Origin of the sequence: Halolamina sp. (assembly GCF_036626355.1) — an archaeon.
In the GTDB taxonomy this organism is placed as follows: Archaea; Halobacteriota; Halobacteria; order Halobacteriales; family Haloferacaceae; genus Halolamina.
The window spans coordinates 17,479-42,263 of sequence record NZ_JAZKRY010000011.1 but is presented as its reverse complement, the minus strand read 5'-3'; the positions used below and the strand labels follow the sequence as shown (position 1 = coordinate 42,263).

General features: G+C 66.6%; 22 protein-coding genes and 1 pseudogene. 16 read left to right on the top strand and 7 right to left on the bottom strand.

The window, feature by feature from the left end:
- Positions 1–288: 288 nt before the first annotated feature.
- From V5A38_RS03140 to argF, 9 genes are all read left to right on the top strand, one after another.
- Positions 289–1,524 (top strand): argininosuccinate synthase, encoded by a 1,236-nt coding sequence (locus V5A38_RS03140; RefSeq protein ID WP_332324294.1) that lies wholly within the window; start codon positions 289–291, stop codon positions 1,522–1,524.
- Positions 1,525–3,135, top strand: coding sequence for an argininosuccinate lyase (argH, locus tag V5A38_RS03135; protein ID WP_332324293.1), 1,611 nt, complete (start codon positions 1,525–1,527; stop codon positions 3,133–3,135).
- Positions 3,136–3,402: 267 nt separating this feature from the next.
- The gene (locus V5A38_RS03130) at positions 3,403–3,573 is read left to right on the top strand and encodes a lysine biosynthesis protein LysW (protein ID WP_332324292.1); all 171 of its coding nucleotides are present in this window, start codon (positions 3,403–3,405) and stop codon (positions 3,571–3,573) included.
- Complete coding sequence (gene lysX, locus V5A38_RS03125; protein WP_332324291.1) at positions 3,573–4,448, top strand: lysine biosynthesis protein LysX; 876 nt, start codon at positions 3,573–3,575, stop codon at positions 4,446–4,448. Before V5A38_RS03130 ends, lysX begins: the two co-directional genes overlap by 1 nt.
- Positions 4,445–5,497: an N-acetyl-gamma-glutamyl-phosphate reductase gene (gene argC / locus V5A38_RS03120; RefSeq protein WP_332324290.1), complete on the top strand. Its 1,053-nt coding sequence runs from the start codon at positions 4,445–4,447 to the stop codon at positions 5,495–5,497. The genes lysX and argC overlap by 4 nt, the downstream gene beginning before the upstream one ends.
- The gene (locus V5A38_RS03115) at positions 5,494–6,426 is read left to right on the top strand and encodes an acetylglutamate/acetylaminoadipate kinase (RefSeq protein ID WP_332324289.1); all 933 of its coding nucleotides are present in this window, start codon (positions 5,494–5,496) and stop codon (positions 6,424–6,426) included. Before argC ends, V5A38_RS03115 begins: the two co-directional genes overlap by 4 nt.
- Positions 6,423–7,565 (top strand): aminotransferase class III-fold pyridoxal phosphate-dependent enzyme, encoded by a 1,143-nt coding sequence (locus V5A38_RS03110; RefSeq protein WP_332324288.1) that lies wholly within the window; start codon positions 6,423–6,425, stop codon positions 7,563–7,565. The genes V5A38_RS03115 and V5A38_RS03110 overlap by 4 nt, the downstream gene beginning before the upstream one ends.
- Positions 7,562–8,680, top strand: coding sequence for a [LysW]-lysine hydrolase (locus V5A38_RS03105; protein WP_332324287.1), 1,119 nt, complete (start codon positions 7,562–7,564; stop codon positions 8,678–8,680). The genes V5A38_RS03110 and V5A38_RS03105 overlap by 4 nt, the downstream gene beginning before the upstream one ends.
- A 13-nt stretch (positions 8,681–8,693) precedes the next feature.
- Complete coding sequence (argF, locus tag V5A38_RS03100; protein ID WP_332324286.1) at positions 8,694–9,620, top strand: ornithine carbamoyltransferase; 927 nt, start codon at positions 8,694–8,696, stop codon at positions 9,618–9,620.
- Between the two features lie 17 nt (positions 9,621–9,637).
- Here the strand turns inward: argF and V5A38_RS03095 are convergent, their stop codons facing one another.
- Complete coding sequence (locus V5A38_RS03095) at positions 9,638–10,546, bottom strand: acetamidase/formamidase family protein (protein ID WP_332324285.1); 909 nt, start codon at positions 10,544–10,546, stop codon at positions 9,638–9,640.
- Between the two features lie 586 nt (positions 10,547–11,132).
- The gene (locus tag V5A38_RS03090) at positions 11,133–11,384 is read right to left on the bottom strand and encodes a CopG family transcriptional regulator (RefSeq protein WP_332324284.1); all 252 of its coding nucleotides are present in this window, start codon (positions 11,382–11,384) and stop codon (positions 11,133–11,135) included.
- A gap of 535 nt (positions 11,385–11,919) precedes the next feature.
- Between V5A38_RS03090 and V5A38_RS03085 the strand changes: the two genes are divergently transcribed.
- Positions 11,920–12,513, top strand: coding sequence for a PQQ-binding-like beta-propeller repeat protein (locus V5A38_RS03085; protein ID WP_332324283.1), 594 nt, complete (start codon positions 11,920–11,922; stop codon positions 12,511–12,513).
- Positions 12,514–12,872: 359 nt separating this feature from the next.
- Here V5A38_RS03085 and V5A38_RS03080 read toward each other — a convergent pair whose 3' ends face one another.
- From V5A38_RS03080 to V5A38_RS03070, 3 genes are all read right to left on the bottom strand, one after another.
- Positions 12,873–13,064 carry a hypothetical protein gene (locus V5A38_RS03080; RefSeq protein WP_332324282.1) on the bottom strand — a complete coding sequence of 64 codons (192 nt, stop codon included), beginning with the start codon at positions 13,062–13,064 and terminating at the stop codon, positions 12,873–12,875.
- Between the two features lie 152 nt (positions 13,065–13,216).
- On the bottom strand, positions 13,217–14,419 hold the full coding sequence (locus V5A38_RS03075; protein ID WP_332324281.1) for an MFS transporter: 1,203 nt from the start codon (positions 14,417–14,419) through the stop codon (positions 13,217–13,219).
- Positions 14,420–14,861: 442 nt separating this feature from the next.
- Entirely contained in the window at positions 14,862–16,769 is a 1,908-nt protein-coding gene (locus V5A38_RS03070; RefSeq protein WP_332324280.1) for an aldehyde ferredoxin oxidoreductase family protein, read from the bottom strand.
- 289 nt (positions 16,770–17,058) lie between these two features.
- On the opposite strand from V5A38_RS03070, the pseudogene V5A38_RS03065 reads away from it, so the two are divergent.
- The 4 genes and pseudogenes from V5A38_RS03065 to V5A38_RS03050 all read left to right on the top strand — a co-directional run.
- Positions 17,059–17,454, top strand: a pseudogene (locus V5A38_RS03065) (alpha/beta hydrolase fold domain-containing protein); the annotation flags it as partial.
- Positions 17,455–17,570: 116 nt separating this feature from the next.
- Positions 17,571–17,966, top strand: coding sequence for a metalloregulator ArsR/SmtB family transcription factor (locus tag V5A38_RS03060; protein ID WP_332324279.1), 396 nt, complete (start codon positions 17,571–17,573; stop codon positions 17,964–17,966).
- Entirely contained in the window at positions 17,959–19,116 is a 1,158-nt protein-coding gene (gene arsB / locus V5A38_RS03055; protein WP_332324278.1) for an ACR3 family arsenite efflux transporter, read from the top strand. The genes V5A38_RS03060 and arsB overlap by 8 nt, the downstream gene beginning before the upstream one ends.
- A 14-nt stretch (positions 19,117–19,130) precedes the next feature.
- Positions 19,131–19,577 carry a low molecular weight phosphatase family protein gene (locus V5A38_RS03050; RefSeq protein ID WP_332324277.1) on the top strand — a complete coding sequence of 149 codons (447 nt, stop codon included), beginning with the start codon at positions 19,131–19,133 and terminating at the stop codon, positions 19,575–19,577.
- Between the two features lie 149 nt (positions 19,578–19,726).
- Here V5A38_RS03050 and V5A38_RS03045 read toward each other — a convergent pair whose 3' ends face one another.
- Positions 19,727–21,832 (bottom strand): S9 family peptidase, encoded by a 2,106-nt coding sequence (locus V5A38_RS03045; RefSeq protein ID WP_332324276.1) that lies wholly within the window; start codon positions 21,830–21,832, stop codon positions 19,727–19,729.
- Positions 21,833–22,140: 308 nt separating this feature from the next.
- On the opposite strand from V5A38_RS03045, the gene V5A38_RS03040 reads away from it, so the two are divergent.
- Together V5A38_RS03040 and V5A38_RS03035 are read left to right on the top strand one after the other, a co-directional pair.
- On the top strand, positions 22,141–22,953 hold the full coding sequence (locus V5A38_RS03040; protein ID WP_332324275.1) for a ParA family protein: 813 nt from the start codon (positions 22,141–22,143) through the stop codon (positions 22,951–22,953).
- Positions 22,946–23,287, top strand: coding sequence for a hypothetical protein (locus V5A38_RS03035; protein WP_332324274.1), 342 nt, complete (start codon positions 22,946–22,948; stop codon positions 23,285–23,287). The genes V5A38_RS03040 and V5A38_RS03035 overlap by 8 nt, the downstream gene beginning before the upstream one ends.
- Before the next feature lie 106 nt (positions 23,288–23,393).
- Here V5A38_RS03035 and V5A38_RS03030 read toward each other — a convergent pair whose 3' ends face one another.
- The gene (locus V5A38_RS03030) at positions 23,394–24,722 is read right to left on the bottom strand and encodes a M20/M25/M40 family metallo-hydrolase (RefSeq protein WP_332324273.1); all 1,329 of its coding nucleotides are present in this window, start codon (positions 24,720–24,722) and stop codon (positions 23,394–23,396) included.
- Between the last annotated feature and the right edge of the window lie 63 nt (positions 24,723–24,785).

Sequence of the window (24,785 nt, the reverse complement as noted above, 5' to 3'; positions counted from 1 at the left end):
CGAGCGACTGGGACCCAGGTGCTGAAGATGACCGCATTGTCGAAACTGTTTTACCGCTTGCCTCCGCCGTTTCACATGTGACACCCGATTCCGCCCCTGTCGTCGCCTCCCTCCGACAGCGGCGGGTCGAGATCCGGCCGCGGGCCTGTTAGGCCCAACTCCACTCTCTCACTTCGTCACCGTTTCGCTGTTGCTCCTGCCTGTTTGCCGTCGTGAGCGCCGCGCAACCGATTTTCTTTCAAAAACAATTACGCTGGATTTATTGGATAGCGACTCTCAGCCGTGTGTATGACGAGTGTTGCACTTGCGTTCAGCGGTGGGCTGGACACCACAGTCTGTGTGCCGTTACTGAAAGAGGAGTACGAGTACGACGAGGTCGTCGCTGTCACCGTCGACGTGGGCCAGCCCGACGCCGAGTTCGCCGAGGCCACGGAGACCGCCGACGCGCTGGGACTGGATATCCATATCATCGACGCCACCGAGGCGTTCGCGGAGCTCTGTCTGGACTCGGTGCGCGCCAACGCCACTTATCAGGGCTACCCGCTGGGCACCGCGCTCGCGCGTCCGGTCATCGCCGAAGCGATTCTGGAGGTCGCCGAGGAGGAGGACTGTGACGCCATCGCCCACGGCTGTACGGGGAAGGGGAACGACCAGCTCCGTTTCGAAACGGTCTGGCGTGGCTCCGGACTGGACGTCGTGGCACCGGTGCGCGAGCTCGGCCTCACGCGTGAGTGGGAAGTCGAGTACGCCGCAGAGCGCGACCTGCCCGTCGAAGCCGGCAACGAGGGCGAGTGGAGCATCGACACGAACCTCTGGTCGCGCTCAGTCGAGGGCGGCGACCTCGAGGACCCGAGTCACGTCCCGAGCGAGGAGATCTACGACTGGACCTCGGCGCCCGACGGCGGCGAGGACCTGGTCGACATCACGTTCGAGGACGGCTACCCGGTCGCGCTGAACGGGGCCCCTATCGACCCCGTCACGCTTATCGAGGAACTGAACGCGCTCGCGGGCGCCCACGGCGTCGGCCGCACGGATATGCTGGAGGACCGCATGCTCGGGCTGAAGGTGCGTGAGAACTACGAACATCCGGCCGCGACGGTGCTGCTGACCGCCCACGAAGGGCTCGAGCAGTTCGTGTTCACCAAAGCCGAGCGCGAGTTCAAACCCCAGATCGATCAGCAGTGGGCCGAAGCGGCTTACAAAGGGCTCGTCGACGCGCCGCTGGTGACCGCACTGGAGGGGTATCTCGATGCCTGCCAGTCGAAGGTGAACGGGACGGTGACGGTGAAGCTCCAGGGCGGACAGGTCCGCCCAGTGGCCCGCGAGTCCGAGTACGGGGTCTACTCAGAGAGCGCAGCCTCGTTCAACACCGAGACTGTCGGCGGCATCGAGCAGTCCGACGCGACGGGCGTCGCGAAGTACCACGGCTTCCAGGAGCGCCTCGCCAACCAGGTCACCGAGGCGGCGGAGGACGTGGACGGCGATGTCGAGAAACCGGAGCTCTCCACGGACGGTGGCCAGTAGATGAGTGACGGGGGCGCGTCCGGTGACGGCCAACCGGACCGCGAAGAGGGCGCGTCCGGTGACGGCCAACCGGACCGCGAAGAGGGCGCGTCCGGTGACGGCCAACCGGACCGCGATGTGGATGCAGGGTCGGACGGGGCCGACGCGGACGCCGAGGAGACAGTCGTCCGCGGCGAGCGCTTCGCCGGCGGCCCAGCGCGCTCGTTCATGTCGAGTCTCGACGCCGACACGCGCATCTTCGCTGCTGACCTCGCTGTCGACCGTGCCCACGTCGTGATGCTGGCCAGGCAGGGAATCCTCGGCGACGCAGATACCGAGGCGATCCTCCAGGCGCTCGATTCCGTCGAGCGTGACGGCCACGCGGCACTCCCCGCTGGCGAGGACGTTCACGAGGCGATCGAGTCGGCCGTCGTGGCCCGTGTCGGGCCCGCAGGCGGGCGGATGCACACCGCGCGCTCGCGTAACGACGAGGTGGCGACCTGCATCCGCTATCGCTTCCGTGAGGACCTGCTGGAAGCCGCCGACGCGACGCTCACACTCCGTGAGTCACTCCTCGAGGCCGCAGAGGCTGAGGCAAACACCGTCGTCCCCGGATTTACCCACCGGCAGCACGCTCAGCCGACGACGGTTGGCCACCTGCTCAGCTCCTACGTGGGGGCAGTTGCGCGCGATACTGAGCGCCTGCTCGATGCGTACGACCGCACGAACCAGTCGCCGCTGGGCGCTGCGGCGTTTGCCGGCACCACGTTCGATGTGGACCGCGAGTGCACGGCCGCCCTGCTCGGGTTCGACGGCATCGTCGAGAACGCTGCCGACGCGGTGACCGCCCGCGACTTCCTGGTCGAGGGCAGTAGCGCGCTGGCCGCGCTCGCGGCAACGCTCTCGGGAGTGGCGACGGACCTCATCGAGGCGGCGAAGGATGGCCACGTCGAGCTCGACGATGCCTACGCCTCTACCTCCTCCATCATGCCACAGAAGAAGAACCCCGACTCGCTAGAACTGGTCCGCGCGGTCAGCGGCGACGCCGTCGGGGAGCTCACCGGGCTGCTGACGACGCTGAAAGGGCTTCCCCGCGCCTACAACCGCGACCTCCAGCGTGCAACCCCGCACGCGTGGGACGCGGTGGATATCGTCACCGAGGCGACGAGGGTCTCGGCTGGCGCGGTCGCGACAGCCGAATGGGACGCCGAGGCCTGCGCGGCCGACGCCGGCACGGGGTTCTCGACGGCCACCGGCGCCGCCGACGCGCTGGCGGCCGCTGGGGTCCCGTTCAGAACGGCCCACGAACTGGTTGCCGAGGCGGCGACTACCGTCCCTGCCGAGGCCAGCACCGGGGCGCTCGTGGCCGCACTGGAAGACGCAGCTATCGAGACGCTGGATGAACCGCTCTCGGCCCACGTCGATACCGAGTCGCTTCGGACGCTCCTGTCCGCTCGCGGGAGCGTTGCCGCGCGCGACTCGCGTGGTGGGCCCGCCTCTGACGCCGTGGCTGAGTCAGCTGAGACACTGAACGCGGTGCGTGCCGAGCACACTGCGGCGGTCGAATCGCGCCGTCAGTCACTCGCGACTGCTGAAGAGACACTCGAGGAGGTGGTCGCGAGTCATGTCTGAGGCGGACACTCCTGGACGCCAGCAATCAGCTTCGGGGAGCGAGATGTCAACCCAGCGGCGGCTGTTCCGGCGACCGAGAACCTCCCACCTCCGGCGGCCGGCGGCGACGCCGCGGCCCATCCGGGCCACTACTCTCAACGCGCCGCTGCGACCAAAATCGTGCGGCACCGAATCGTCGGAAATCACCCCGTAGAGACGTCATTGAGCGTATTTTTCAAAATTTAAATCCGTGGATTAAAGTATAGCCATCGCCGAGTAGAGAGTACGATGTCAGAGCCAACCTGCGTAACCTGCGGCGCGGTCGTTGCAGTGCCCGAGGACGTCGAGAACGGCGAGATCCTGGACTGCGGTGACTGTGGGACAGAGCTGGAAGTTATCGGGACGGAGCCCGTCGAACTCGCGGAAGCACCCGAACTCGCCGAGGACTGGGGGGAGTGATGGAGGTCGGACTGCTGTACTCACGCATCCGCGCCGACGAGAAGCAGCTCCTCTCGGAGCTGCGTGACCGCGGCCACGAGGTGACGAAAGCCGACAGTCGGAAGCTGACGTTCGACCTCGACGCGCCGCCGGCTGCGCTCTCGTCCTGTGACGTGGTGCTCGACCGCTGTCTGGCGACCTCGCGCTCGCGCTACGCGACGCGCTTTCTCGAACACCACGACGTGCCGGTCGTGAACACAGCAGCGACCGCAGCAGTCTGTTCGGACAAGGTGGAGACGAGCCTCGCGCTCGCAGCCGCGGGCGTCCCGACGCCGAGGACAACTGTCGCGTTCAGCACCGAATCCGCGCTTTCGGCCGTCGAATCGTTCGGCTACCCCTGCGTGCTCAAGCCGGTCGTCGGCTCCTGGGGCCGCCTGATGGCGAAACTGGAATCGCGCTCGGCCGCCGAGGCAGTGCTCGAACACAAGGCGACGCTTGGCCACTACGAACACAGCGTCTTCTACATCCAGCAGTTCGTCGAGAAACCCGGCCGCGACATTCGCGTGCTGCTGGCCGGCGGCCAGCCGGTGGCGGCGATGACCCGCAGTTCGGACCACTGGATCACCAACGCCGCGGCGGGCGCGGAAACGGAGTCGTTCAGCCTCGAGGAGGATGTCGAAGCGCTCGCGATCGCCGCCAGTGATGCTGTCGGCGGCGGCCTGCTGGGTGTCGACCTGATGGAGACCGGTGACGGCTACACGGTCCACGAGGTGAACCACACTGTCGAGTTCACCGCGCTGAACGGTGCTGTCGACACCGACGTCCCCGCGGCCATCGTCGACTGGCTGGAGACGGTTCCAGAGACCGGGGGCGAGACGCCGGAGGTGACAGCGTGACACTCTCTGTGAGTGTCATCGGGGGCTCGGGGTTCGCCGGTGGTGAACTCCTGCGTCTGCTCTCGAGCCACCCGGAGTTCGAGATCGTTGAGGCAACCTCCCGCGAGCACGAACACCGCACCGTGGGGCACGTCCACCCGAACCTGCGCGACCTCGACCTGCGCTTCTCCGAGCCAGCGTCACTGGAGCCGGTCGACGTCCGCTTCGCGGCGACCCCCCACGGCGTCACGATGGCGAACGTCGAGGCGTATCTCGATGGCACCGACCTGTTAGTCGACCTTTCGGCTGATTTCCGTCTGGAGAGCGAAACAGCCTACGACGAGTGGTACGACGGTCACGACGCACCGGCGTATCTCGATGCGGCGACATACGCACTCCCTGAGCTCGGCCACGAGGGGCTCGTCGAAGCCGAGATTATCGCCAGCGGCGGCTGCAACGCGACGGCGACGCTGCTCGCGCTCAAGCCGCTGGTCGACGCCGACCTGCTGTCGCCGGACGACTGCGTCGTCGCGGACCTCAAAGTCGGCTCCTCGGAGGGTGGCGCCGCCGGGAGCGCTGCGGCCTCCCACCCCGAGCGCTCGGGCGTGGTGCGGCCGTACGCACCCACCGGACACCGCCACGAGGCCGAACTCCTCGACCAACTCGATCTCCCGGTCGATTTCACCGTCCACGCGGTGGAGATGGTCCGCGGCGCAGCGGCCACCTGCCACGTGTATCCGGACGGGCCCGCTGCCACGGAGGGCGTCGACACGGCCGACCTCTGGGGTGCGTACCGCGACGCCTACGAAGACGAGCCGTTCGTCCGACTGGTTGCGGGCGGTGGCGGTGTCTACCGCTACCCCGAGCCGAAATCCGTCGCGGGCACCAACCTCGCGGAGGTCGGGTTCGCAACCGACCCCGAGAGCGACCGTGTCGTCGCCTTCGCGGCCATCGATAACGTCATGAAAGGCGCCGCGGGCCAGGCGGTCCACGCCGCCAATATCTCGCTCGGGCTGGACGAGACGGCAGGGCTGGGGTTCCAGGGGCTCCACCCGGTGGGGTCGCCATGACGCAGCCATCCGAAGCAGCCGAGCAGCCCCCGCTGGTGGTCAAAGTCGGCGGCGCCCGTGCGGTCGACCCGGCTGGGGTGGTCGCCGACGTCGCGCATTACACGGCGACAGGTCGCCAGGTGGTTGTCGTCCACGGCGGCTCCAGCGCCGTCGACGACACGCTCGAGGCACTCGGGGAGGAGCCGGAGTACGTCGAGACACCGGCGGGCGTCTCGGGGCGCTTCACCGACGACGAGACGATTGAGACGTTCGAGATGGTGCTTCCGGGGAAGCTCAACACCGAACTCGTGAGCGACCTCCGCGCCGTCGGCGTCGATGCCATCGGGCTCTCGGGGGTCGACGGCGGACTGGTTACCGGCCCGCGCAAGTCGGCCGTTCGCATCGTCGAGGACGGGAAAAAGAAGATCCGCCGTGGTGACCGCGCGGGCAAACCGGTCGCGATGAACACCGGGCTGCTCGAGACGCTGCTTTCGGACGGCTACATCCCGACCGTCTGCCCGCCGATGTTGGCCGACGACGGCACCGTCGCCAACGCGGACGCGGACCGCGTCGCCGCGCTCCTCGCAGCCAAGTTGGGTGGTGAGCTCGTCCTGCTGACTGACGTCTCCGGAGTGTACGCTGACCCGGACGATGAGTCAACACTCATCGAATCGGCAACGACTCCTGGAGGGATGGGCGAGCTGGAAGACGCCGCGGACGGGTTCATGGCCCGGAAGGTCCACGCGACTCGCGAGGCACTGGAAGGCGGCGCAGTCGGTGTGACAATCGGCGACGCCGGCCTCCGCAAACCGCTCGTCGCCGCGCTCACCGGACACGGAACGTCCATCGACCCGGCTGCTGTTGGCGCGAAAACCGACGGCGGTGTCGAGAGCCTGCAGCCCGAGTCGGACGTGTTGGGCATCACCGCCTCCGGGGGTGACGTCGGATGACCGACGAAGGGTTCGTCTTCTCCGAGAAGCCCCTGGCCATCGCGAGCGGTGAGGGGATGGCTCTGACAGGCGAGAACGGAACCGACTACCTGGATTTTGGCGCCTCCTACGCCTGCACGCCGCTGGGGCACAGCCCGCCGGACGTCGTCGAGGCCATCCGCGAGCAGGCCGGCGACCTGCTCTACGTCCAGGGCTCCTACCCGGTCGCGGTCCGGACCGCGTTGCGTGAGCGACTGGCCGAGGCCGCGCCGGGCGACCTCTCGAAGGTCTGGCTCTGTAACTCCGGGACCGAGGCCAACGAGGCGGCGCTGAAGTTCGCCCGGTCAGCGACTGGCCGCGAGAAGGTCGTCGCGACGAAGCGTGCGTTCCACGGCCGTACCCTCGGCGCGCTCTCGCTCACCTGGAAGGACGCCTACCGGGATCCGTTCGGCCCGCTTCCGGGTGCGGTCGAGTTCGTCCCGTACGGCGACGATGACGCGCTCGCTGGGGCCGTCGACGACGACACCGCGGCGGTGTTCCTCGAACCGATTCAGGGCGAAGGCGGCGTCCACTGCGCTGGCGATTCCTATCTCCAGACTGCCCGCGAACAGACCGCAGAGGCCGGCGCGGCGCTGGTGCTCGACGAGATCCAGACCGGACTCGGCCGCACCGGGACGCTCTGGGCCTGTGAAGCGGCGGGCGTCGTCCCCGATATCATCACGACAGCGAAGGGGCTGGCCTCGGGCCTCCCACTGGGTGCGACGCTCTGTGCCGACTGGGTCGCCGAGGACGCGGGAAACCACGGCTCGACGTTCGCCGGCAACCCGCTCGTGGCCGCCGCTGCCGACGCGACGCTTGCTGGGCTCCTCGCCCAGAACGTCCCCGAGAACGCGGCGGACGTGGGGAGCTACCTCCAATCTGAGCTCCGGGCTGCCGTCGACGCCCACGACCTCCCCGTTCGCGACGTCCGCGGCCAGGGCCTCATGGTCGGGATCGAGGTCAAACGTGGCGCGATGGGCGTCCTCCGCGACCTCGCGCTGAACGAGCGGATTCTCGCGCTGCCGGCCGGGCGCTCTGTGGTCCGCCTGCTCCCCCCGCTCGTCGCTGAGACACAGCACGCCGACACGGTCGTCGAGGCGCTCGTCGAGGTGCTCACATGAGTGACGCGCGCCCAGCACCCGATATCGAGGCTCCCAACGGCACGCTCGACACGCCGGGCCGCCGCCTGCTCGCCGAGTTGGTCTCGATCCCGTCGCCGTCGGGCGAGGAAGCGCCGGCCGCGTCCCACCTGCGCTCGTTTTTCGAGCGCAACGGCCGCGATGCGGTGCTCGATGCCGCAGGAAACGTACGCGCCCCTGCTGACGATTCGGTGCTGCTCACTTCCCACATCGACACGGTACCGGGCGACCTTCCAGTCAGCGTTGTCGAGGGGGACGCTGCACTCGGCGCGGACGGCCCAGTGCTCCACGGACGCGGGAGCGTCGACGCCACCGGCTCGCTGGCTGCGATGGCCGTCGCCGCCATCGAAACCGGCGTTTCCTTCGCCGGTGTCGTCGCTGAGGAGACGGACTCCGCCGGTGCGCGCTACCTGTTAGCGGACCGCTCGGCGCCGGAAGCGGTCGTCAACGGCGAGCCGTCGGGCTGGAACGCGCTGACGCTGGGCTACCGTGGCCTCGTGTCGGGACGCTACACTGTCGAGAGTCGCGCGGCCCACGGCGCTCGCCCGGAGCCAAACGCCATCGATCACGTGACAGCCTGGTGGGAACGTGTCCGCGAAGAGGTCGACGGTTCCGATGCTGAGACCGAACCAGACGGTGACGAAGCGGGCATCTTCGGGACGATCACCGCCAGAGCGACCGAGATCACCGGTGGGTTGGCTGCTGACGGCGAGTCCGTCGAGGCCACACTCGACGTCCAGTTCCGCGTTCCCCCGGACGAGAGCCCGCTGTCGGTTCAGGAATCGGTTGAAACCTGTCTAACACACGGCTCGCTCACCTGGAGCGACGCAGTACCGCCCCACGTCGCCGATCCGCGGCGGTCCCCGGCAGCGGCGCTCCGTAGCGGGATTCGCGGTGCCGGCGGGGAGCCGACCCACCTCCACAAGACCGGGACCGCCGACGCGAACCTCTTCGCCGATGGCTGGGACGTCCCGGTCGTCTCCTACGGGCCCGGCGATTCAGCCCTCGACCACGCACCCGACGAGCGACTGCCGCTCGCTGAGTTCGACCGCGCCGTTGCGGTTCTCCGTACTGCCTGCGAACAGCTTGCGAACTGACCACGACACACCAATGCACGAGACAGCAATGCACGAGACAGCCCATACCGAGTTCCCGTCCGACTTCCTGACTATCGAGAGCCTCACCCCCGCTGGGCTCCGGCGGATCCTCGACCGCGCTGGGGCGCTGAAAGCCGGCGACGAGGACGCCCGTCTCACCGATATGACCGTTGGGCTGCTGTTCGAGAAACCCTCGACGCGCACCCGGACGTCGTTCGAGGCAGGCGTGACCCAGCTGGGTGCGCATCCGACGTTCCTCGGGCCCGACGAGATTCATCTCGGCCACGGCGAGCCGGTGAAAGACACCGCGCGGGCGCTCTCACAGTACGTCGACCTGCTCGTCGCGCGCCTGAACGACCACGACGACCTGGTCGAGCTTGCCAACTACGCCGACGTGCCGGTGGTGAACGCACTGACCGACCAGGCCCACCCCTGTCAGGCGCTCGCGGACCTGCTGACCCTGCGTGAGATCACGGACGACGATACGACGGTCACCTGGGTCGGCGACGGCAACAACGTCGCCCGTTCGCTGGTGGTCGGCTGTGCGCTCGCGGGTGTTGACCTCAGGCTGGCGACGCCGCCGGGCTACGGCGTCGACGACGACGCGCTGGCGACGGCTGCTGATCTTGGCGGTGCGCCGACACTGTTCGACTCACCCACTGCGGCCGTCGAGGGCGCCGAGGCGGTCTATACTGATGTCTGGATCAGTATGGGTGAAGCGAACCAGCGCGCCGAGAAGCTGCCGGCGTTCGAAGGGTATCAGGTGAACGAGGAGCTACTCGCAGACACCGACGCGGCGGTTATGCACTGCCTGCCGGCCAACCGCGGGGAGGAAGTGACCGACGCGGTGTTGGAGGGCGATCGCTCGGTCGTCTGGCAGCAGGCAGGCAACCGGATGCCGACCCAACAAGCACTGCTGCTCGAACTGCTCGGGCGCTGATTCCCGCCCGCCCCGGTTCAGAACGGCGAGGAGACGTACTCCGACGGAATCGCGTTTTTGACAGTCACCAGCGGGTCGACAACCTGTGAGATTTCGAGGCCGCCGACGAGGCTCCCGAACGTGTGGCTCTCGGTCGCGTCGAACCCGTGTTCCGCCGAGAGCAGCGCCATCGCGTCCTTGTGGGCAAGTTTACTCGCCGCTTCCATCGTCTCCGCGCTGGCCACGGTTTTCCAGTAGTCGCCGGTGTCGACCAGCGGCCGCTGGAGGTCGAACTCGGGGTCGGAGATGAGCTCCACCGTGAGGTCGATATCCGTCGCGATCTCGGCCCCCGTGCCACACATCTCCCCGTCGGCCATCGCCGCCTTGGAGTCACCCATCGCCAGCATCCCGCCGGTCTGCGAGACAGGGAAGTAGGCGGTCGTCCCCGTCGTCATCTCGTTGGTGTCGAGATTGCCACCGTGGTCGTGCGGGACGAGCGTTGAGAACGTCTCTTCGGCGGGCGCGACGCCGATGGTGCCGATACAGGGGTCGATCGGGACGGAGAGGTCGCCGTATCGGATCTCGTCGCCCTCAACGGGCGTGATCTGAGTGAACGGCGCCTCCACGTCCTCGTCGTCCTGGAGCAAGCCGAACCCGGGGGTCGTGAGGACCCGGCCGCGGTCCTCCGCGACCCGGACCGCCTCGATATCCACCTTCAGTACGTCCCCGGGTTGGGCGCCCTCGACGGCGATGGGCCCGGTCGCAGCGTTGATCTCGTCGGGAATCCGTGCAAGCAGGTCCTCGTTCTCCTGGATCTCGCCATCGAGGCTGTCGATGGTTTCGATGGTGAGTTCGGTGCCCGGCGCGACGGTCCGGACCGCCTCTAACTCGGGGGTAAACTCGTAGATAACTCCGTCCTCTTCGTGACTGACGGTTTCCCGGCTCATGGTGTGAGTGGGAGTCGCGGCCTACGGGGCAAAAAGGTGCGTCTCCGGAGAACAGCCGTGGACAGGATTACTGGGTATCTCAGGAAATCATCGGTTGGAGGGTAGCGCACCGACTTCATCCACCGGAGCGATGCCGGACACTCTCGCCCGGACCAGAAACCGACAACCGGGGACGAGATGGTCGCCACCACCCTTGTCGTCGCTGTTGCGGGCCTCGCGCTCGTCTTCTCCAACCGTCTGCGCGAGGCTCGCTACCGGCCTTCCCCTGGAGACCGCCGTCGAAGATGCCGATGAGGCGATGGTGCGAGCCATCCGCTATCGGATTCAGGTTGGGCAGGGTCGCGGGCGGGTTCAGCATCTCACCCGGATGCCGCTCGTCGCCCGCGAGCACGACCCTGTGCTCCGGTTCGTGCTCACCGTCCGTCACGACGATACCACGGCGTCGCGAACGTGGAGTAACGACTGGCCGTCGCTCCGTCGGTCCTTGCTCCGCTCCAGCGTCTCGATACCGAAACGGCCGTCTCCGTCGGCGATGACAGCCAGGTGGAGAGTCAAAACGTGACGGTCCGGTTGCGACACACTGTGCTCAGAACGTCGGCTCGTCGTCGCTCGGTTCGTCCTGCATCGCCGGGTCCTGCTGGTCCTCGACTGCCTGCGTGAACAGATCGCCCTCCATCTCCTCGACGCCGCCGGGCTCCTCGTCGATGTCGTACGCCGAGACGCCGCGCTGGAGGAGGTCCTCGATTGCGCGTTCTCGGTTGAGGAACTCACCGGACTCGACGAGTCGGTTCAGTTCGCCGTCGATTCGGTCGGGGAGGTCGACCTCTATTTGTGCCATATCTGACCCTGACGCTGGAGAAGTGTGAATCCTCCGCTCCGACGCAGGGACCGAACCACACGTGAAGCGGCCGGTTCTCGCTCTCTCCCCGGTGAAGATGGCCTGTGGTATTCGAGGGCGAGTCCAGTTGCGAGCGATGCATCCCGACAGTAATCACTATGAAACGATGCCCTCCAACAGTCCAGCCGATGCGGCCGACGCGGAGAACTCCACCCCACCCGACTCACAGCCTGCCAGCCGCCGGCACGTGCTCGGGTGTCGGCCTGGCAGCCGCGCTTGCCGGTTGTAGCGACCAGCGCGAGCAGCCCGGAACGAGCACGACTGGGGCTCCCGAAAGCTCGTCCGAGACGTCGAGTGAAGTGCCTACCGAACCCGGCCTGGCTCCTGCACTCTCCGGCCGCTGGCCGACAGTGCACGCTGATGCGGCCAACAGCGGTGCCGTGGACCTCGACGGCCCGCACGGGACCCCCTCGGTTCGCTGGCATGGGCACGTCAACCTCGAAACCGCGATGTGGGTGGCCGACGGGAGCGAGCGGTGGCGAGTACAGCTTCCAGAACGTCCCTGGATCAGCACCGTACCACAGTTCTTTGGGGGCGTATCTGGGTCGGAACGCTCTCGGGGACGCTGTTTGCGCTGACAGCGGCTGGCGTCGACAGCCGGATCGAACACGCGTGGAGCACAACCCCGGTCGTCGGCGACTTCGGCTACGGTGCCGACGGCGCGTACGTTGGGAGCGGAGCGTCCGTCGTCGCACTCAGCGCTGCCGGCAATATCCGTTGGGAGTCCGGAGTCGGTGAACCGATCCACGCGGCGCCGGCAGCGGTCGACGGGACGGTCTACGCCGCAACGAGGGACGGAACGCTCGTCGCCCTCTCCGCTGTCGCGGGCGATGAGCGCTGGCGCGTCGAAACGGGCGGCGCGATTCACGGTGCACCCGCTATCGGCGGCGACCACGCGTACGTGGGCAGCCGTGACCGGCGGCTCTACGCCGTCGCTGTCGAAGACGGCTCGGTTGCCTGGCGTATCGAGCTTCCGGACTGGGTCGACGGTTCGCCGGCGGTCGGCTACGGCGCCCTGTTCGTGGTCGACCAGTCGGGGACGCTCTCGGCCGTCCACGCCAAGAAATAGCGTTATCGGTCTCGGTGGCTCCCTTGAAACTCCCAGCAACAGCGACGTGGGAGGTGGTGAATGGGGCGGAGGTATGGAGCAGACGAACTCCCGGTTCGGACGACGACCCGCCGCCTAGCTCGGGCTCGCTTCGTCAGGGAAGGCGACTGGTTAGGGGAGAGAACGGGTCACCGGTGGCGCAGAACCGCGGGGATCAGCGCTCGGCAACGCCGCCTGGCCTCTTGCGGACGGAGACGGTCGCCCCCTCGAGGCCAACGGCAGCGTCGACCGTTGCCCAACGGTCGTCACTCCTGCACCGGCAGAGCGGCTATGTGTCGATCTGTGTCGTTGAACTCGGTGGTACGACAGTCGATCGGAGGCTACCGGGCAGTACGAAACTCGCCAAATTTCATCCCGAGCAGGAACGCCACGATGGCGAAGACGATCATCGACGGGAGCACCATCATGAAGATGATTCCCGACGGCATGACCTGTCCCGCGGCGAGACCGATGGTGGCAAGCGCCGTAATAAGTACCAGTATCCCGACCGATCGAACGAAGTCAAATCGCATACGTTTGATTGCAACCCCAGAATAATAGGCTTTCAGATATGGGTTGGTCTCTCGGCTGACGATGCACCCGGTTTTCCCTGGAGAACGCTTCCCCCGGAACGGCTGATTGAGGCTATCAGTTATCCCGTTTCGGAGACGTTCCCGTTTGGCGGTCACCCCAGCTCCATCCCTTTCGCCTCCGGCGTCAGCCACGCGACGCCGATAGCGACGGCGGCGATGACGGCTGCTGTGAGAAACGCCGGCTGGTAGCCATGGGCCTCGATGATCACGCCGGCACCGAGCGGCGCGAGGAAGGCGCCGAGCAGGCCGACGCTGGTGAGCAACGCGACAGCGGTCGACCGCACCGCCGGCTCGACGACCTCGGCGACGTAGGTGAACAGCAGGCCGATCGTCGCCTGCACGGCGAAGCCGACGACCACCAGCAGTGCGATGATGGCCGGCACCGTCTCTGCGAGCACGAACGCCGCGATGCCGGGGGTCGCGACGAGGAATGCGCCGAGGACAACCGGGCGACGCCGGCCGTCGAACAGCCGGTCCGAGAGCGCACCGGAGACGGTTCGTGCGACGATGCCGACGGCGGGGAACAGCGCAGTCAACAACCCTGAGGCGGCCAGCGAGAGGCCGAGCCCCTCGGAGAGATAGCTCGGCAGCCAGGAGTTCAAGAAGAGATAGAGTGCGAACCCGAGAAAGCAGAGCGCCGAGAGCAGCCAGACCGTCCGGTTGCGGAACAACGCCCGGAACGCCGCCCGGTCGGGTGCCTCAGCGTCGACGCCGAGAGCGCGCCCGCGACTGGAAAACAGGAACAGCCCAACCCCCAGGAGTCCGACGGAGGCGAACACGGGGAATGCCACCGGCCAACTCGTCGCCGCGGCGACGACAGGTGCGCCGAACAGACCAACCGAGAACCCGACGGGCGCGCTGGCGGTGAACACGCCGACGGCGGTCGCGCGGTGCTGCGGGCTGACGGCGTTCCCGGAGACGTTCGCGCCGGCGTTCCACACCACGACGTAGCAGGCGCCGCCGAGCACGCGCGAAAGCAGCAGAAGGAGGTAGGAGCCGGCTGTCGCGGCCGCCCATCCCCAGAGCCCTGCGATAGTGAGTGCAACGCCGGCGGCCGTCACCATCCGCCGCGGGCCGATGCGGTCCAGCAGCGCACCCGCTGGGAGACTCAGGACGACCGAGGTGGCGTATATCACGCTGATGAGCGCGCCGGCAGCGGTCGGACTCACGCCGAGAGAGTCCTGGATGAGCGAGAGCACGCTGGAGGGAGTTATCTCGTAGGCGGCGGCGGCCACGGACACGAGGAAGAGGCCGGCAACCATGCCGGCCGCGCTCCCGGAGCTCTCGTCGCGCACGCCCCCCGATTCCAGCGTGGCCTACAAACCCCCGTCGTTTCGGGCAAGCCTGTCGCTACCGACACCCGCGTAGCGGCCACTATCGTAGTAACCCAGTACTGGCCACGCTTCTCACAGCCGTTTTCGAGGGGGTGGCTGACTGGGCTGTCGATAGCTCCCCACGTTCGAAGCCCGCTCACGAATCTCGGCGAGGAGCCCGCAGGTTGCGGTCAGTCTCTCGGTCGGGCTGGCCCGCTGCTGGGACCGCTACTGCGACGAGGACGGCGAGAACGCGCTCATCTGGGCCGACCAGACTGGACGCCACCGACTGCTCGATACTCCCTGCGAACTCGTCAGTGAAACCCAGCCGTGACGGAGAGCGCCGGGACGGACCTGCTCCAGCAGTCGCTGGGGCCGTTCCGGGGGTCTGCCATTCGTCCTGGCCAACAGGCGGGTCCGGTAGCTACTCCGCGAGTGCCTCCAGCCCCAGGCGCTCCATCGTCGCCGCCGAGACGCTGCCGTCGTCGTTCCAGCCGCGGAACTCGTAGTACTCCTCCAGCATCGCCTCCAGCTCCTCCGGCGGGCAGTGCATCCCCTCGGCAGGGCCGTCCGGAATTGGCTCTTCCATCACCCGCTTGGGGAGGCTGTCGGCCTCGCGCGAGGCAACGCCGCGGGAGACGTTGATGTGGCGCTCGATTGTGTACACTCGCTCGCCGAGTTGCTCGACCTCGTCAGTCGAGAGCTCCCAGCCCGTCGCGGCGTTGACGGCGTCGCGGAACCGGTCGTTCACCCGCTTGCCCCACCCGCCCTCCTGAACGAACCGACACTGGGTGAGCGAGTCGCCGAGTGCGGTGAAGTGCTGGCTTCGGGCGGCGAACTCGGCTGTCCCCTCGGTGGTTTCCTCGTGTTCGCCATCGTACTGGAGCGTCGGCCGGGTATCGTGGTGGGAGCCGCCGCGGGTCCCCGTGGCGTAGCCGATGCTCATCCCCTTCAGCCCCCGGGCGGAGTGGGCCGCGAACTCCAGGCCCTTCGCACCGTAGAGGAACGCCTCGGGGTCACCCACGTCGGCCTCGCGCTCGCCGGCCTCGATGTCCTCGGCCAGGGAGTCTGCGAGTCGGAACGAGCCCTCCGCGAGCGCATCGCCGAAGCCGTCGCGGTGGGCGACCTGCTTCACCAACTCGACGAGGCCATCCTCGTCACCGAACTCGAGATGCGGGGAGTCCGCCGCCGAGAGCAGCCCGTTTTCGGCGCACTCGCGAGCGAACGCGACGGTGACGCCGTATGAGATGGTGTCCAGGCCGAGTCGGTCACAGAGGTCGTTGGCCTTCATCACCCGCTTGATGTCGTACACTTCTTGCATGGTTGCGGTGGCGTAGAGGCTCTCGAACTCCGGGATCTTGGCCTCCTCCACGCTGTCGAGCTCGCCGTCGTGTTCCTCCTCGAAGCTGACGTGCTTCCCGCAGGCGACCGGACAGGCTGTACAGGTCGTGTGTTCGGTGACGAACTCGTCGGCGAAGCGCTCGCCTGAAACCGCTTCCGCGTCCTCCGGGTCGGACTGCTCGGTCTGGATGTTCCGCCGGCCGAGTTTCCCCATCTCGTTGACCGGGTTGACGAGGCCGCTGGTGCCATAGTCCTGGAGCATCTCGGTCTCGGCCATCAGCGGCGCGGTGCGTCCGTTCGCCAGTTCGAACAGCGCCTCGCTGTTCTCGGGTTCTGGATCGAAACTTCCCTCCTGGACCGCGACAGCTTTCACGTTCTTGCTGCCGAACACCGCCCCACTGCCGCCCCGTCCCGCGACACCCTCCCGGCGCTCGCCGTCGTGGAGCAGGCAGGCGTAGCGCACTTGGTTCTCCCCTGCGGGGCCGGCCGCGAGCACGTGCGTGTCGTACCCAATTCCTTCGCGCTCGCGAATCGTTTCACACGTCTCGTAGGTGTCCAACCCGGCCAGCTCCCCGGCGGGTTCGAGCGTTGCGCCGTCCTCGGTCACCGTGACGTACACCGGTTCGTCTGCCCGGCCGTGGAGCGCGATGGCGTCGAACCCCGTCGTCTTCTGCGCGTACGGGAAGCTCCCGCCGAACGTGCTGTCGAAGAAGCCGTCGGTCATCGGCGAGACGAACCCGGCGATGCCCCGGGAGGTAGACTGGAACCGCGTCCCGGTCATCGGGCCGACGGCGAGCACCGCGAGGTTCTCGGGCGCCAGGGGGTCCGCGTTGTCTGGGACGTGGTCGTTGACGAGCTTTGCGGCGAACCCGTTGCCGCCGAGGAACTTCCGGGCCATCTCGGGGTCGATCTCTTCGGCCCTTGTCTCGCCGCTGTCGAGGTATACGTGCAGAATCTCACCGCCATACACCGAAGGGAGTGTCTCTGTCATTAGGAGGTGGTTGGGGTGTGGCATCAAAAGCGTGTGGTCGACGGCCCGAGTTGTGGCCCGCCTGGTCAGCAGATACGGCGACCGGAACCCGCCGACAGTAGGCTCAGCCACCGACATCGCGATTCCAGGACCGGCCGACGACATCGCGGCCCGTCGCTATCTCCCGGAGCGTGATACTGCCGGACAGAAGTCAGTACAGACTCGCTCACCAGCCTCTGGCTCTCACACGAGCTGACGGCCGATTCACGGCGAGCGATGGTTGTATCATTCTGTCCGGCAGTATGAGGAGCCCGTCCCGACGGTCCTCTACTTCCACGGTGGTGGCTACGTAATCGGCGGGCTGGAGACACACGACAGGCTCTGTCGCCTCCTCACTCGCGAGAGCGGGTGTGGGGTGCTCTCGGTCGATTATCGCCTCGCTCCGGAGCATCCGTTCCCGGCCGCGGTGGAGGACGCGTACGCGGCCGTCGAGTGAGCGCCGGCGACGGTTATCACCGCGGGATTCGACCCGCTCCGGGACGGCGGCAAGCGCTACGCCGAGCAGCTCCTGTCTGACGGCGTCGATGTCCGCTATATCAACTACGAGGCGATGGTCCACGGCTTCGCGACGATGCGGGACGTCGACAGAGCACCGGAGGCGATTGCTGCCATGGCTGGGGACCTGCAGGGAGCGTTTTCGGCGTAACCGACGTTCATCCGACGAGTTCGTTCTGTAGCGTGACGAGTGAAACAACTCGAACAGTATCTGAACACAGATTCAAATCAAAACGCCTATTTGAACAGGCTTTCAAGTAGATTCCGATGGCCGAGACCCAAACCCGCATCCGTCGATTGCTCACCGACGAGCTCGGGGACTGCTGCGACGAAGACGTCGAACAGCGACTCGATGAGCTCCAGTCACTCGCCGAGACGGCGTTCGACAACGACCCAACTCGGGCAGTGTTTGCCGTTCTCGGTAACGAGACTCGGTATCGACTTGCTCGCGCGCTCACCGTCGCGGACGACGAGCTCTGTGTCTGTGAATTCGACCCGCTCGTGTCTGTCAGTGAAAGTGCAATCAGTCACGCGCTCGCTGACCTCGTCGACGCGGGGCTCGTCACGCGCCGAAAAGACGGGAACTGGCGCTACTACAGAGCGACCGAGCTTGCCGAGATGCTGTTCGAAACGGCAGATCGAGGCGTGAACGACGATGAGTAGCGTCGCACACGAGCACGGCCCGAACTGCGACTGTCCAGACTGCGGCAATCCACGGTCGATGGACTTCCTCGATAAGTATCTCACCGTCTGGATTTTCGGTGCGATGGCTATCGGTGTGGGCCTCGGCTTCGTTGCCCCCTCGGTGACCCAACCGATTCAGAAGTTCCACTTCGTTGAGATCGGACTCATCCTGATGATGTACCCGCCGCTGGCGAAAGCGGACTACTCGCAGCTCCGAACCGTGTTCAGTAACTGGCGCGTCCTCGGGCTGAGCCTCGTCCAGAACTGGCTCATCGGCCCGACGCTGATGTTCGGGCTGGCGGTTGTGTTCTTCAGCGGGCTGGTTCCAGGGTTGCCGGCACGCCCCGAATACTTCCTCGGACTCGTGTTCATCGGGATGGCCCGCTGTATCGCGATGGTGTTGGTCTGGAACGAACTCGCCGAGGGGTCGACGGAGTACGTCACTGGCCTGGTCGCGTTCAACAGCCTCTTCCAGATCGTCACCTACGGCGTCTACGTGTGGTTCTTCGCGCTGTTTCTCCCGCCACTGCTCGGAATGGAGTCACTCGTCGCAGGGATCACGACGTTCGACATCACCCCGATGCAGGTGTTCGAGGCGATCGTCATCTACCTGGGGATCCCGTTCGCTGGGGGCTTCCTGACCAGATACGTCGGTACTCGGGTCAAGAGTGAGCGGTGGTACGACGAGCAGTTCGTCCCGAAGATCGACCCGCTGACGCTCGTCGCGTTGCTGTTTACAGTTATCGTGATGTTCGCGACCCAGGGGGGTGCCTTCGTCGCGTCCCCGGGCGACGTCATGCTGATCGCCGTCCCGCTGACGATCTACTTCGTCGTGATGTTCCTCGTGAGTTTCGCGATGGGCAGGGGGATCGGTGCGGATTACTCTACGACGACGGCGATCGGGTTTACCGCCGCGTCGAACAACTTCGAACTCGCCATCGCCGTCGGCGTCGCGGTGTTCGGTGTCGGGTCCGGCGTCGCGTTTGCGACGGTTGTCGGACCACTCATCGAAGTTCCAGTGCTTCTGGCGTTGGTCAACGTCGCGCTGTACTTCCAGCGCCGCTACGACTGGGCCGGCTTCGAGCAGGGGAGTCTCGACACGAGAGACGCTGAAACGAGTGACGACTGATCACCAATCCACCAATGTCAGCTCCAACTGAGTCAGCAGAGAAGATTCGGATCGCCTTCATGTGTGTGCAGAACGCCGGCCGCTCGCAGATGTCGACGGCGTTCGCCGAGCGTGAACGAACCCGGCGCGACCTCGAGGACCGCGTCGAAATCCTGACCGGCGGAACCCATCCAGCAGCCACCGTCCACGAGGAGGTACTCACCGTGATGGATGAAGCGGGCTTCGACCTCACAGGTCGGTCCCCACAGGAGATCACCCTGGAGGAACTCCAGTCGTGTGACTACGTCGCAACGATGGGGTGTTCAACGCTCGATGTTGGTGACGTGGGCCGGGCCGTCGACGTTCGTGATTGGGCGCTTGCAGACCCGGATGGACGGGATCTCGACAGCGTGCGTGAGATTCGGGACGAAATCGAAGGGCGAGTAACCGACTTGTTCAACGAGTTCAGCGACCCTCGGTGAACAGCGGGTAGTTTCGTCGAACTACCTCTGCTCGTCCCGAGCAACCCGAAAAACCGATTGGGCGTACAGGTGGAGGGGCGTGGCGGCCAGACAGATTGGTCCGGCTGAAAAAACGTGTGGCCCACTGGACGAAGCGGGTACCGTCGACGTCAGTGGCTATCGAACCAGGTCGAGAGCTCCTCGAGCCGGTGGATGGCCCGGTCGGGGTCACCGATGTTGTGGTGCTCGCCGGTGTAGATGACCAACCGCGAGTCAACGCCTTGCTTGCGAACGCTGACGAAGAGCTGCTCGGCCTGCGTCGGCGGACAGCGCCAGTCCTCCTCGCCGGCGGTGATGAGCAGCGGCGTGTCCACGTTGCCCACGTCGGTGATGCTCGATATCTCCCGGTAGGTGTCGACGTTCTCCCAGGGGAGACCGAACTCGTCCTCGTGCCAGAGATGGTTGTCGTCGGTGCCGAACGTGGCGTAGAAGTCGTAGATGCCGTGCTCGGCGGCGGCGCCGGCGAACAGGTCTGATTTCGTCACGGTCGCGGCGGTTGTGATGCCGCCGTACGAGAAGCCCGTGAGGTAGAGTTCCTCGGCCTCGGCCCACCCTTTCTCGACCATGTGCTCGGCGCCGGTGACCACGTCGTCGACCTCGAGATCGCCGCGGGTGCCCCGCAGGCGCTCGGCGAACTCCTGTCCGTAGGAGGTCGAGCCGCGGTAGTTCGTGCGCATGACGATGTAGCCCCGACTCGTCCAGAACAGGTGGTCGAAGCCGAACGCGGGGGAGTCATACGACATCGGCCCGCCGTGAACCGAGGAAACCATCGGCCGGGGCTCCGGGTCATCGGGGTCGAAATCCGCCGGGAGATAGGCCAGCCCGTGGATGGTCACGCCGTCGGAGTTCTCCCAGGAGAGCCGCACACAGCTGTGTGTCTCCTCGTCGCCGACGAGGTTCTCGTTGACTTCGCTGATCTGTGTGAGGCCCGCCTCGTCGGCCGCCGTCCCCTTGCCCGCCGCGCCTGCCTGTGCTGGGGCGTCTTCCTCCGCGTCCAGGCCTGCCCGCTCCATCGCGTAGATGTCGGCGCTCTCCTCGGGGTCGTCCATCCGGAAGGCGAGGGTGCTGCCGTCGTCCGAGACAGCGAGTCCATCGACCGAGCGCCCACGACCCTGCGCGACGAACACCCGCTCGGGGTCGTCGGCCGCTGCGTCGAGCCGAACCATCCGCGTATTCCCCTCGTCACCGAACAGCCCGACCAGCGTCCCGTCGTCCAGCCACTGTGGGTTGCCGCCGAAGGCGATCGTGCGGTCGAGCGACGCCGAGACAGACCGCAACTCCCCGGACTCCACCTCGAGGACGTACGCCTCGGTGGGTTTGTACCAGTTGTACGGGTCGCCGCCACCGACGACGATGCGGCTGCCGTCGGGCGACCAGCGAGGCACGCTCACGCGCAGGCCCGCATCGGTCACCTGCTCGTAGCCCGTCCCGTCAGGCCGGATGGTGCAGACGTTGCGAACGTGGGTCGTGTCGGGGTCCACCTCGTGCTGAGCGATGAAGGCGATGCGCTCGCCGTCGGGGGACCACGCCGGCTGGAGCCCTTGCCGGTCACCGTTCTCCGCGTCGTAGGCGCGGTCCAGCCGCACCGTTTCGCGGGAGTCGGCGTCGACGACGAACAGATACGTCGGGACCTCGTCCATCCAGCCCACGCCGTCACCCTTGTGCTGGAGCCGGTCGACTTCGATAGGGCCGTCCTCCTCGCGCTGGCGGAGATACTCCTCGTCCTCTTCGGTCGGGTCCTCGGCAGCGATGACGAGTCGCTCGCTGTCTGGCCCCCAGTCGAAGTCGTCGACGCCGTACTCTCGGTCTGTGAGCTGCCGGGCGTCGCCGCCGCGGCGCATGTCGAAGGACCAGACCTGTGGTTTCGGTCCCTCGCCGACCGGTTCGTCTTCCGCCTCCTCCCCGTCGGCATCGCTGTCCTCGCCGGCGTCGGAGCCGTTCGCGACGGCGAGTTCGGCGTCCTGGTCACGGGCGGCGATGAAGGCGAGCCGGTCTCCATCGGGGGACCACTGCGGTGAGGACGCGCTCGAGGCGCGCGTGAGTCGGTATGGCTCCGCCACGCCGTCTGTCGGCGCGACGAACAGCGAACTGTATCGCTCGTCTTCCTCGCTGTCGAACTCGCTGACGAGGAACGCGACCCGTTCGCCGTCGGGCGAGAGCGCGGCGCCGGAGACCGCCGAGAAGTCGTAGAACCGCTCTGGTGAGAGTTCGTCCACGAGCGCAGATGTACGCCCGAGTACAAGTACGTGGGGCTTGGGGAACGGTTTGCAACCACCAGACTGGGGGATCGAGCGTCGGCTCCCCGAAGCTGAACCGCCGGCTGCACCACCGTAGTTACAATTTGTAAAAATCGTAAATACCGTACACAGTTCCAAGCATCTGCAGTTCGTGAGAACTCTTAAGTGTCCTGCAGAAGTGAGTATTCTCGTATGCAACCGGACGTCGCGGCGCTGGGGGTACGTCTGCGGTCGTCTCCGCCGTCTGCTGGTTATGCACGAAGGCCAGCGGTCGAGGTGACCGCCTGATGGGGCGAGCGGTGAGCGTCTCGCTTCAGAAGGGCGGCGTCGGAAAGACCACCGTCGCAATCAATCTCGCGGACGCACTCGCGGCTGACGGCGACGACGTGCTACTGGTCGACCTCGACCAGCAGGGCAACGCCACCGAGGGAGTCGGGCTGAAAGAGGCGTACGAATCCGACAGCCCCCACATCGGCGACGTACTCACCGACGACGACGCCGTCGACGCCGAGGAGATCATCGCCGAGCGCGACCGCTTCGACATCATCCCCGCCCACATCAACCTGGACGAAACCGCAGACCGCATCCGAAACTCGACGTTCGGGATGCTCTGGGTGCGCCGGCGTATCGTCGAGCCGCTACTCGACGAGCAGTACGACTACGTGGTCATCGACTCGCCGCCGAGTCTCGGCCCGCTCTCGGACGCGGCGCTCATCGGCGCCGGCCACGTGATCGTCCCGCTTCTGATGAGCGAACCGAGCGTCAGCGGGTTCGAGCGCATGTGGGACCAGCAGATCCTCCCCATCCGCAACGAGGTCGACCTCGAACTGCTCGCCATCGTCCCCAACGACCTCTCGGGGAACAACGAGGAGCGACGCATCATCGAGGACCTGGAGAACTCACCCTTCGACGAGTTTCTCCCCGGGTTCGCCCGCTCGGCGGAGTTCGACAACCCGGTGTCGCCGGGACCGGGCATCCGCCACCGAATCGCCTTTAGCCGTGCCTGGCGCGAGGGGCAAACCCTCCGCGAGTACGACGCTGACAACGACATGCTCGAGAGACTCCACCAACTGGCTGCGATCGTAGAGGACGATGCCTGACGAGAACCGCTTCGCCGGCCTCTCGGACGTCGACGGGGAGGAGCCTGCGGAGACCGACGACGAGCGGGAGGCCGAGAAGCCGACGGAGGAACCGACCGACGACGGGGGCCCAGCTTTCGAGTTCGACGCAACCACCGCCAAGAGCATCTACGTCCGCCCGGAGACGCTGGAGCGACTGGAGGACACCGAGTTCGAAGTCGAGATGCTGCTCCGCCGGAACCACGGCATCCGCGACGTGACCGGTCGGGAGTTCCACGACGCCGCGGTCCGGGTGCTGGAAGACCACGTCGAGGACGTCGTCGACCAGATCCTCGAAGAACGCAGCGACCACTGATTTTTCAGGCCAGACCGAGTTCCACAGCAACGTCGGCGAACAACGCCTAACTGCCCTGCGTTTGACTGCTTGGAGGAAGCCCGAGAGAGTGGCCCGCCGGCCGGGCTCAGTTGCGGCCGTACCCGCGGATGACGTCGCCGATTGCCGCCGTTCCGAACTCGACCGCCGTTTCGGGCACCCGCTCGTCGGCGGCGTGGACCAGCGGCATGAACTCGAACGATTCGGGGAGCTTCAGCGGCGTGAAGCCGTACGGCTGGATATCCAGTTCCTCGAAGAACCGCCCGTCAGTGGCGCCGGTGAGCAGGAACGGGACCGGCACGGCGTCGGAGTTGCGTTGCTCGATGGCGTCGCCGAGCAGGTCGAACAGCCCCATGTCGACAGTGCTGTCGGGGGCGCCGCTGAACCGAGCCACCTCGAAGGTCACGCCAGCGACATCGCCGACGACCGTCTCGACCTCCTCGATGAACTCCTCGGGTGTCACGCCGGGGAGGATCCGGCCGTCGATTCGGAGTTCTATCTTGCTGGGGTGGACGTTCACCTTCCCACCGCCTTCGACGACGGTCGGGCTGACAGTGTTGTGGAGCATCGGGTCGAGCCGGTCGCCGACCGCGCCGAGTTCGTCGAGGATCTCGTCGGTCCGCTCCGGGTCGAGCAGGCCCCGGAGCTGTTCGGCCCGTTCCGGGCCGGATTCGTCGGCCAGCGCCTCGATGAACTCCCGAGCGGCAGGGGTGATTTGGGCTGGCAGCCGGTGTTCGGTCAGCCGGGTTAACACCGTCCCGAGCGCGTTCATCGTGCCGTCGCGTTTCGTGCGTGAGGCGTGGCCGCCCTCGCCAGTGATCGTCGCGTCCAGCCAGCAGACCCGTTTTTCGGCTACCTGGATCGGGTAGAACTCCGTCCCGTCGATACGCATTGGGAAGCCGCCGAACTCGCCGATGGCGTAGCCAACGCCGTCGAACCGCTCGGGATAGTTCTCGACGACGTGTTTCGCGCCCACCTCGCCACCGGCCTCCTCGTCCGAGAGCGCGAGAAAGAGCACGTCGCCCGCTGGCTCGAGCCCTTCCTCGGCGGCACGGAGCATCGCGGCGAGCATCATCGTGACGCCGCCTTTCATGTCCAGTGCGCCGCGGCCCCAGATTTCCCCGTCGTTCCGAACACCCTCGAACGGGGGTTCGGACCACTCCTGGCCCTCAGTTGGGACCACGTCGACGTGTCCTTGCAGCAGCAGTGGCGCCGCATCGCCGCCGGGAAGTCGGGCCAGCAAGTTCGGCCGCTCGGGCTCCGCAGCGAGCGTCTCCGTCTCCAGGCCGGCCTCGGTCAGTAGGCCGTCGATATACTCGATACAGGCGCGCTCGTTGCCGGGTGGGTTGACCGTCTCGAACCGGATCAGCTCAGCGAGGAGGTCGCCCGGCCGTTCGTGGATGGGTTCTGATGACACACTATCCGGTTACGGCGACGGTACAAAGGTACTCGGCTCCCGGAGAACTCGCCAGCGCAGGGC

What these genes read in the sequence shown, in the direction of transcription:
- V5A38_RS03060 (WP_332324279.1), top strand. Translation starts at nt 17,571, where the DNA reads ATGGCCGAGACCCAAACCCGCATCCGTCGATTGCTCACCGACGAGCTC.
- V5A38_RS03110 (WP_332324288.1), top strand. Translation starts at nt 6,423, where the DNA reads ATGACCGACGAAGGGTTCGTCTTCTCCGAGAAGCCCCTGGCCATCGCG.
- argF (WP_332324286.1), top strand. Translation starts at nt 8,694, where the DNA reads ATGCACGAGACAGCAATGCACGAGACAGCCCATACCGAGTTCCCGTCC.
- V5A38_RS03040 (WP_332324275.1), top strand. Translation starts at nt 22,141, where the DNA reads ATGGGGCGAGCGGTGAGCGTCTCGCTTCAGAAGGGCGGCGTCGGAAAG.
- V5A38_RS03080 (WP_332324282.1), bottom strand. Translation starts at nt 13,064, where the DNA reads ATGCGATTTGACTTCGTTCGATCGGTCGGGATACTGGTACTTATTACG.
- V5A38_RS03105 (WP_332324287.1), top strand. Translation starts at nt 7,562, where the DNA reads ATGAGTGACGCGCGCCCAGCACCCGATATCGAGGCTCCCAACGGCACG.
- V5A38_RS03115 (WP_332324289.1), top strand. Translation starts at nt 5,494, where the DNA reads ATGACGCAGCCATCCGAAGCAGCCGAGCAGCCCCCGCTGGTGGTCAAA.
- V5A38_RS03090 (WP_332324284.1), bottom strand. Translation starts at nt 11,384, where the DNA reads ATGGCACAAATAGAGGTCGACCTCCCCGACCGAATCGACGGCGAACTG.
- argH (WP_332324293.1), top strand. Translation starts at nt 1,525, where the DNA reads ATGAGTGACGGGGGCGCGTCCGGTGACGGCCAACCGGACCGCGAAGAG.
- V5A38_RS03095 (WP_332324285.1), bottom strand. Translation starts at nt 10,546, where the DNA reads ATGAGCCGGGAAACCGTCAGTCACGAAGAGGACGGAGTTATCTACGAG.
- lysX (WP_332324291.1), top strand. Translation starts at nt 3,573, where the DNA reads ATGGAGGTCGGACTGCTGTACTCACGCATCCGCGCCGACGAGAAGCAG.
- V5A38_RS03050 (WP_332324277.1), top strand. Translation starts at nt 19,131, where the DNA reads ATGTCAGCTCCAACTGAGTCAGCAGAGAAGATTCGGATCGCCTTCATG.
- V5A38_RS03130 (WP_332324292.1), top strand. Translation starts at nt 3,403, where the DNA reads ATGTCAGAGCCAACCTGCGTAACCTGCGGCGCGGTCGTTGCAGTGCCC.
- arsB (WP_332324278.1), top strand. Translation starts at nt 17,959, where the DNA reads ATGAGTAGCGTCGCACACGAGCACGGCCCGAACTGCGACTGTCCAGAC.
- V5A38_RS03035 (WP_332324274.1), top strand. Translation starts at nt 22,946, where the DNA reads ATGCCTGACGAGAACCGCTTCGCCGGCCTCTCGGACGTCGACGGGGAG.
- V5A38_RS03070 (WP_332324280.1), bottom strand. Translation starts at nt 16,769, where the DNA reads ATGACAGAGACACTCCCTTCGGTGTATGGCGGTGAGATTCTGCACGTA.
- V5A38_RS03140 (WP_332324294.1), top strand. Translation starts at nt 289, where the DNA reads ATGACGAGTGTTGCACTTGCGTTCAGCGGTGGGCTGGACACCACAGTC.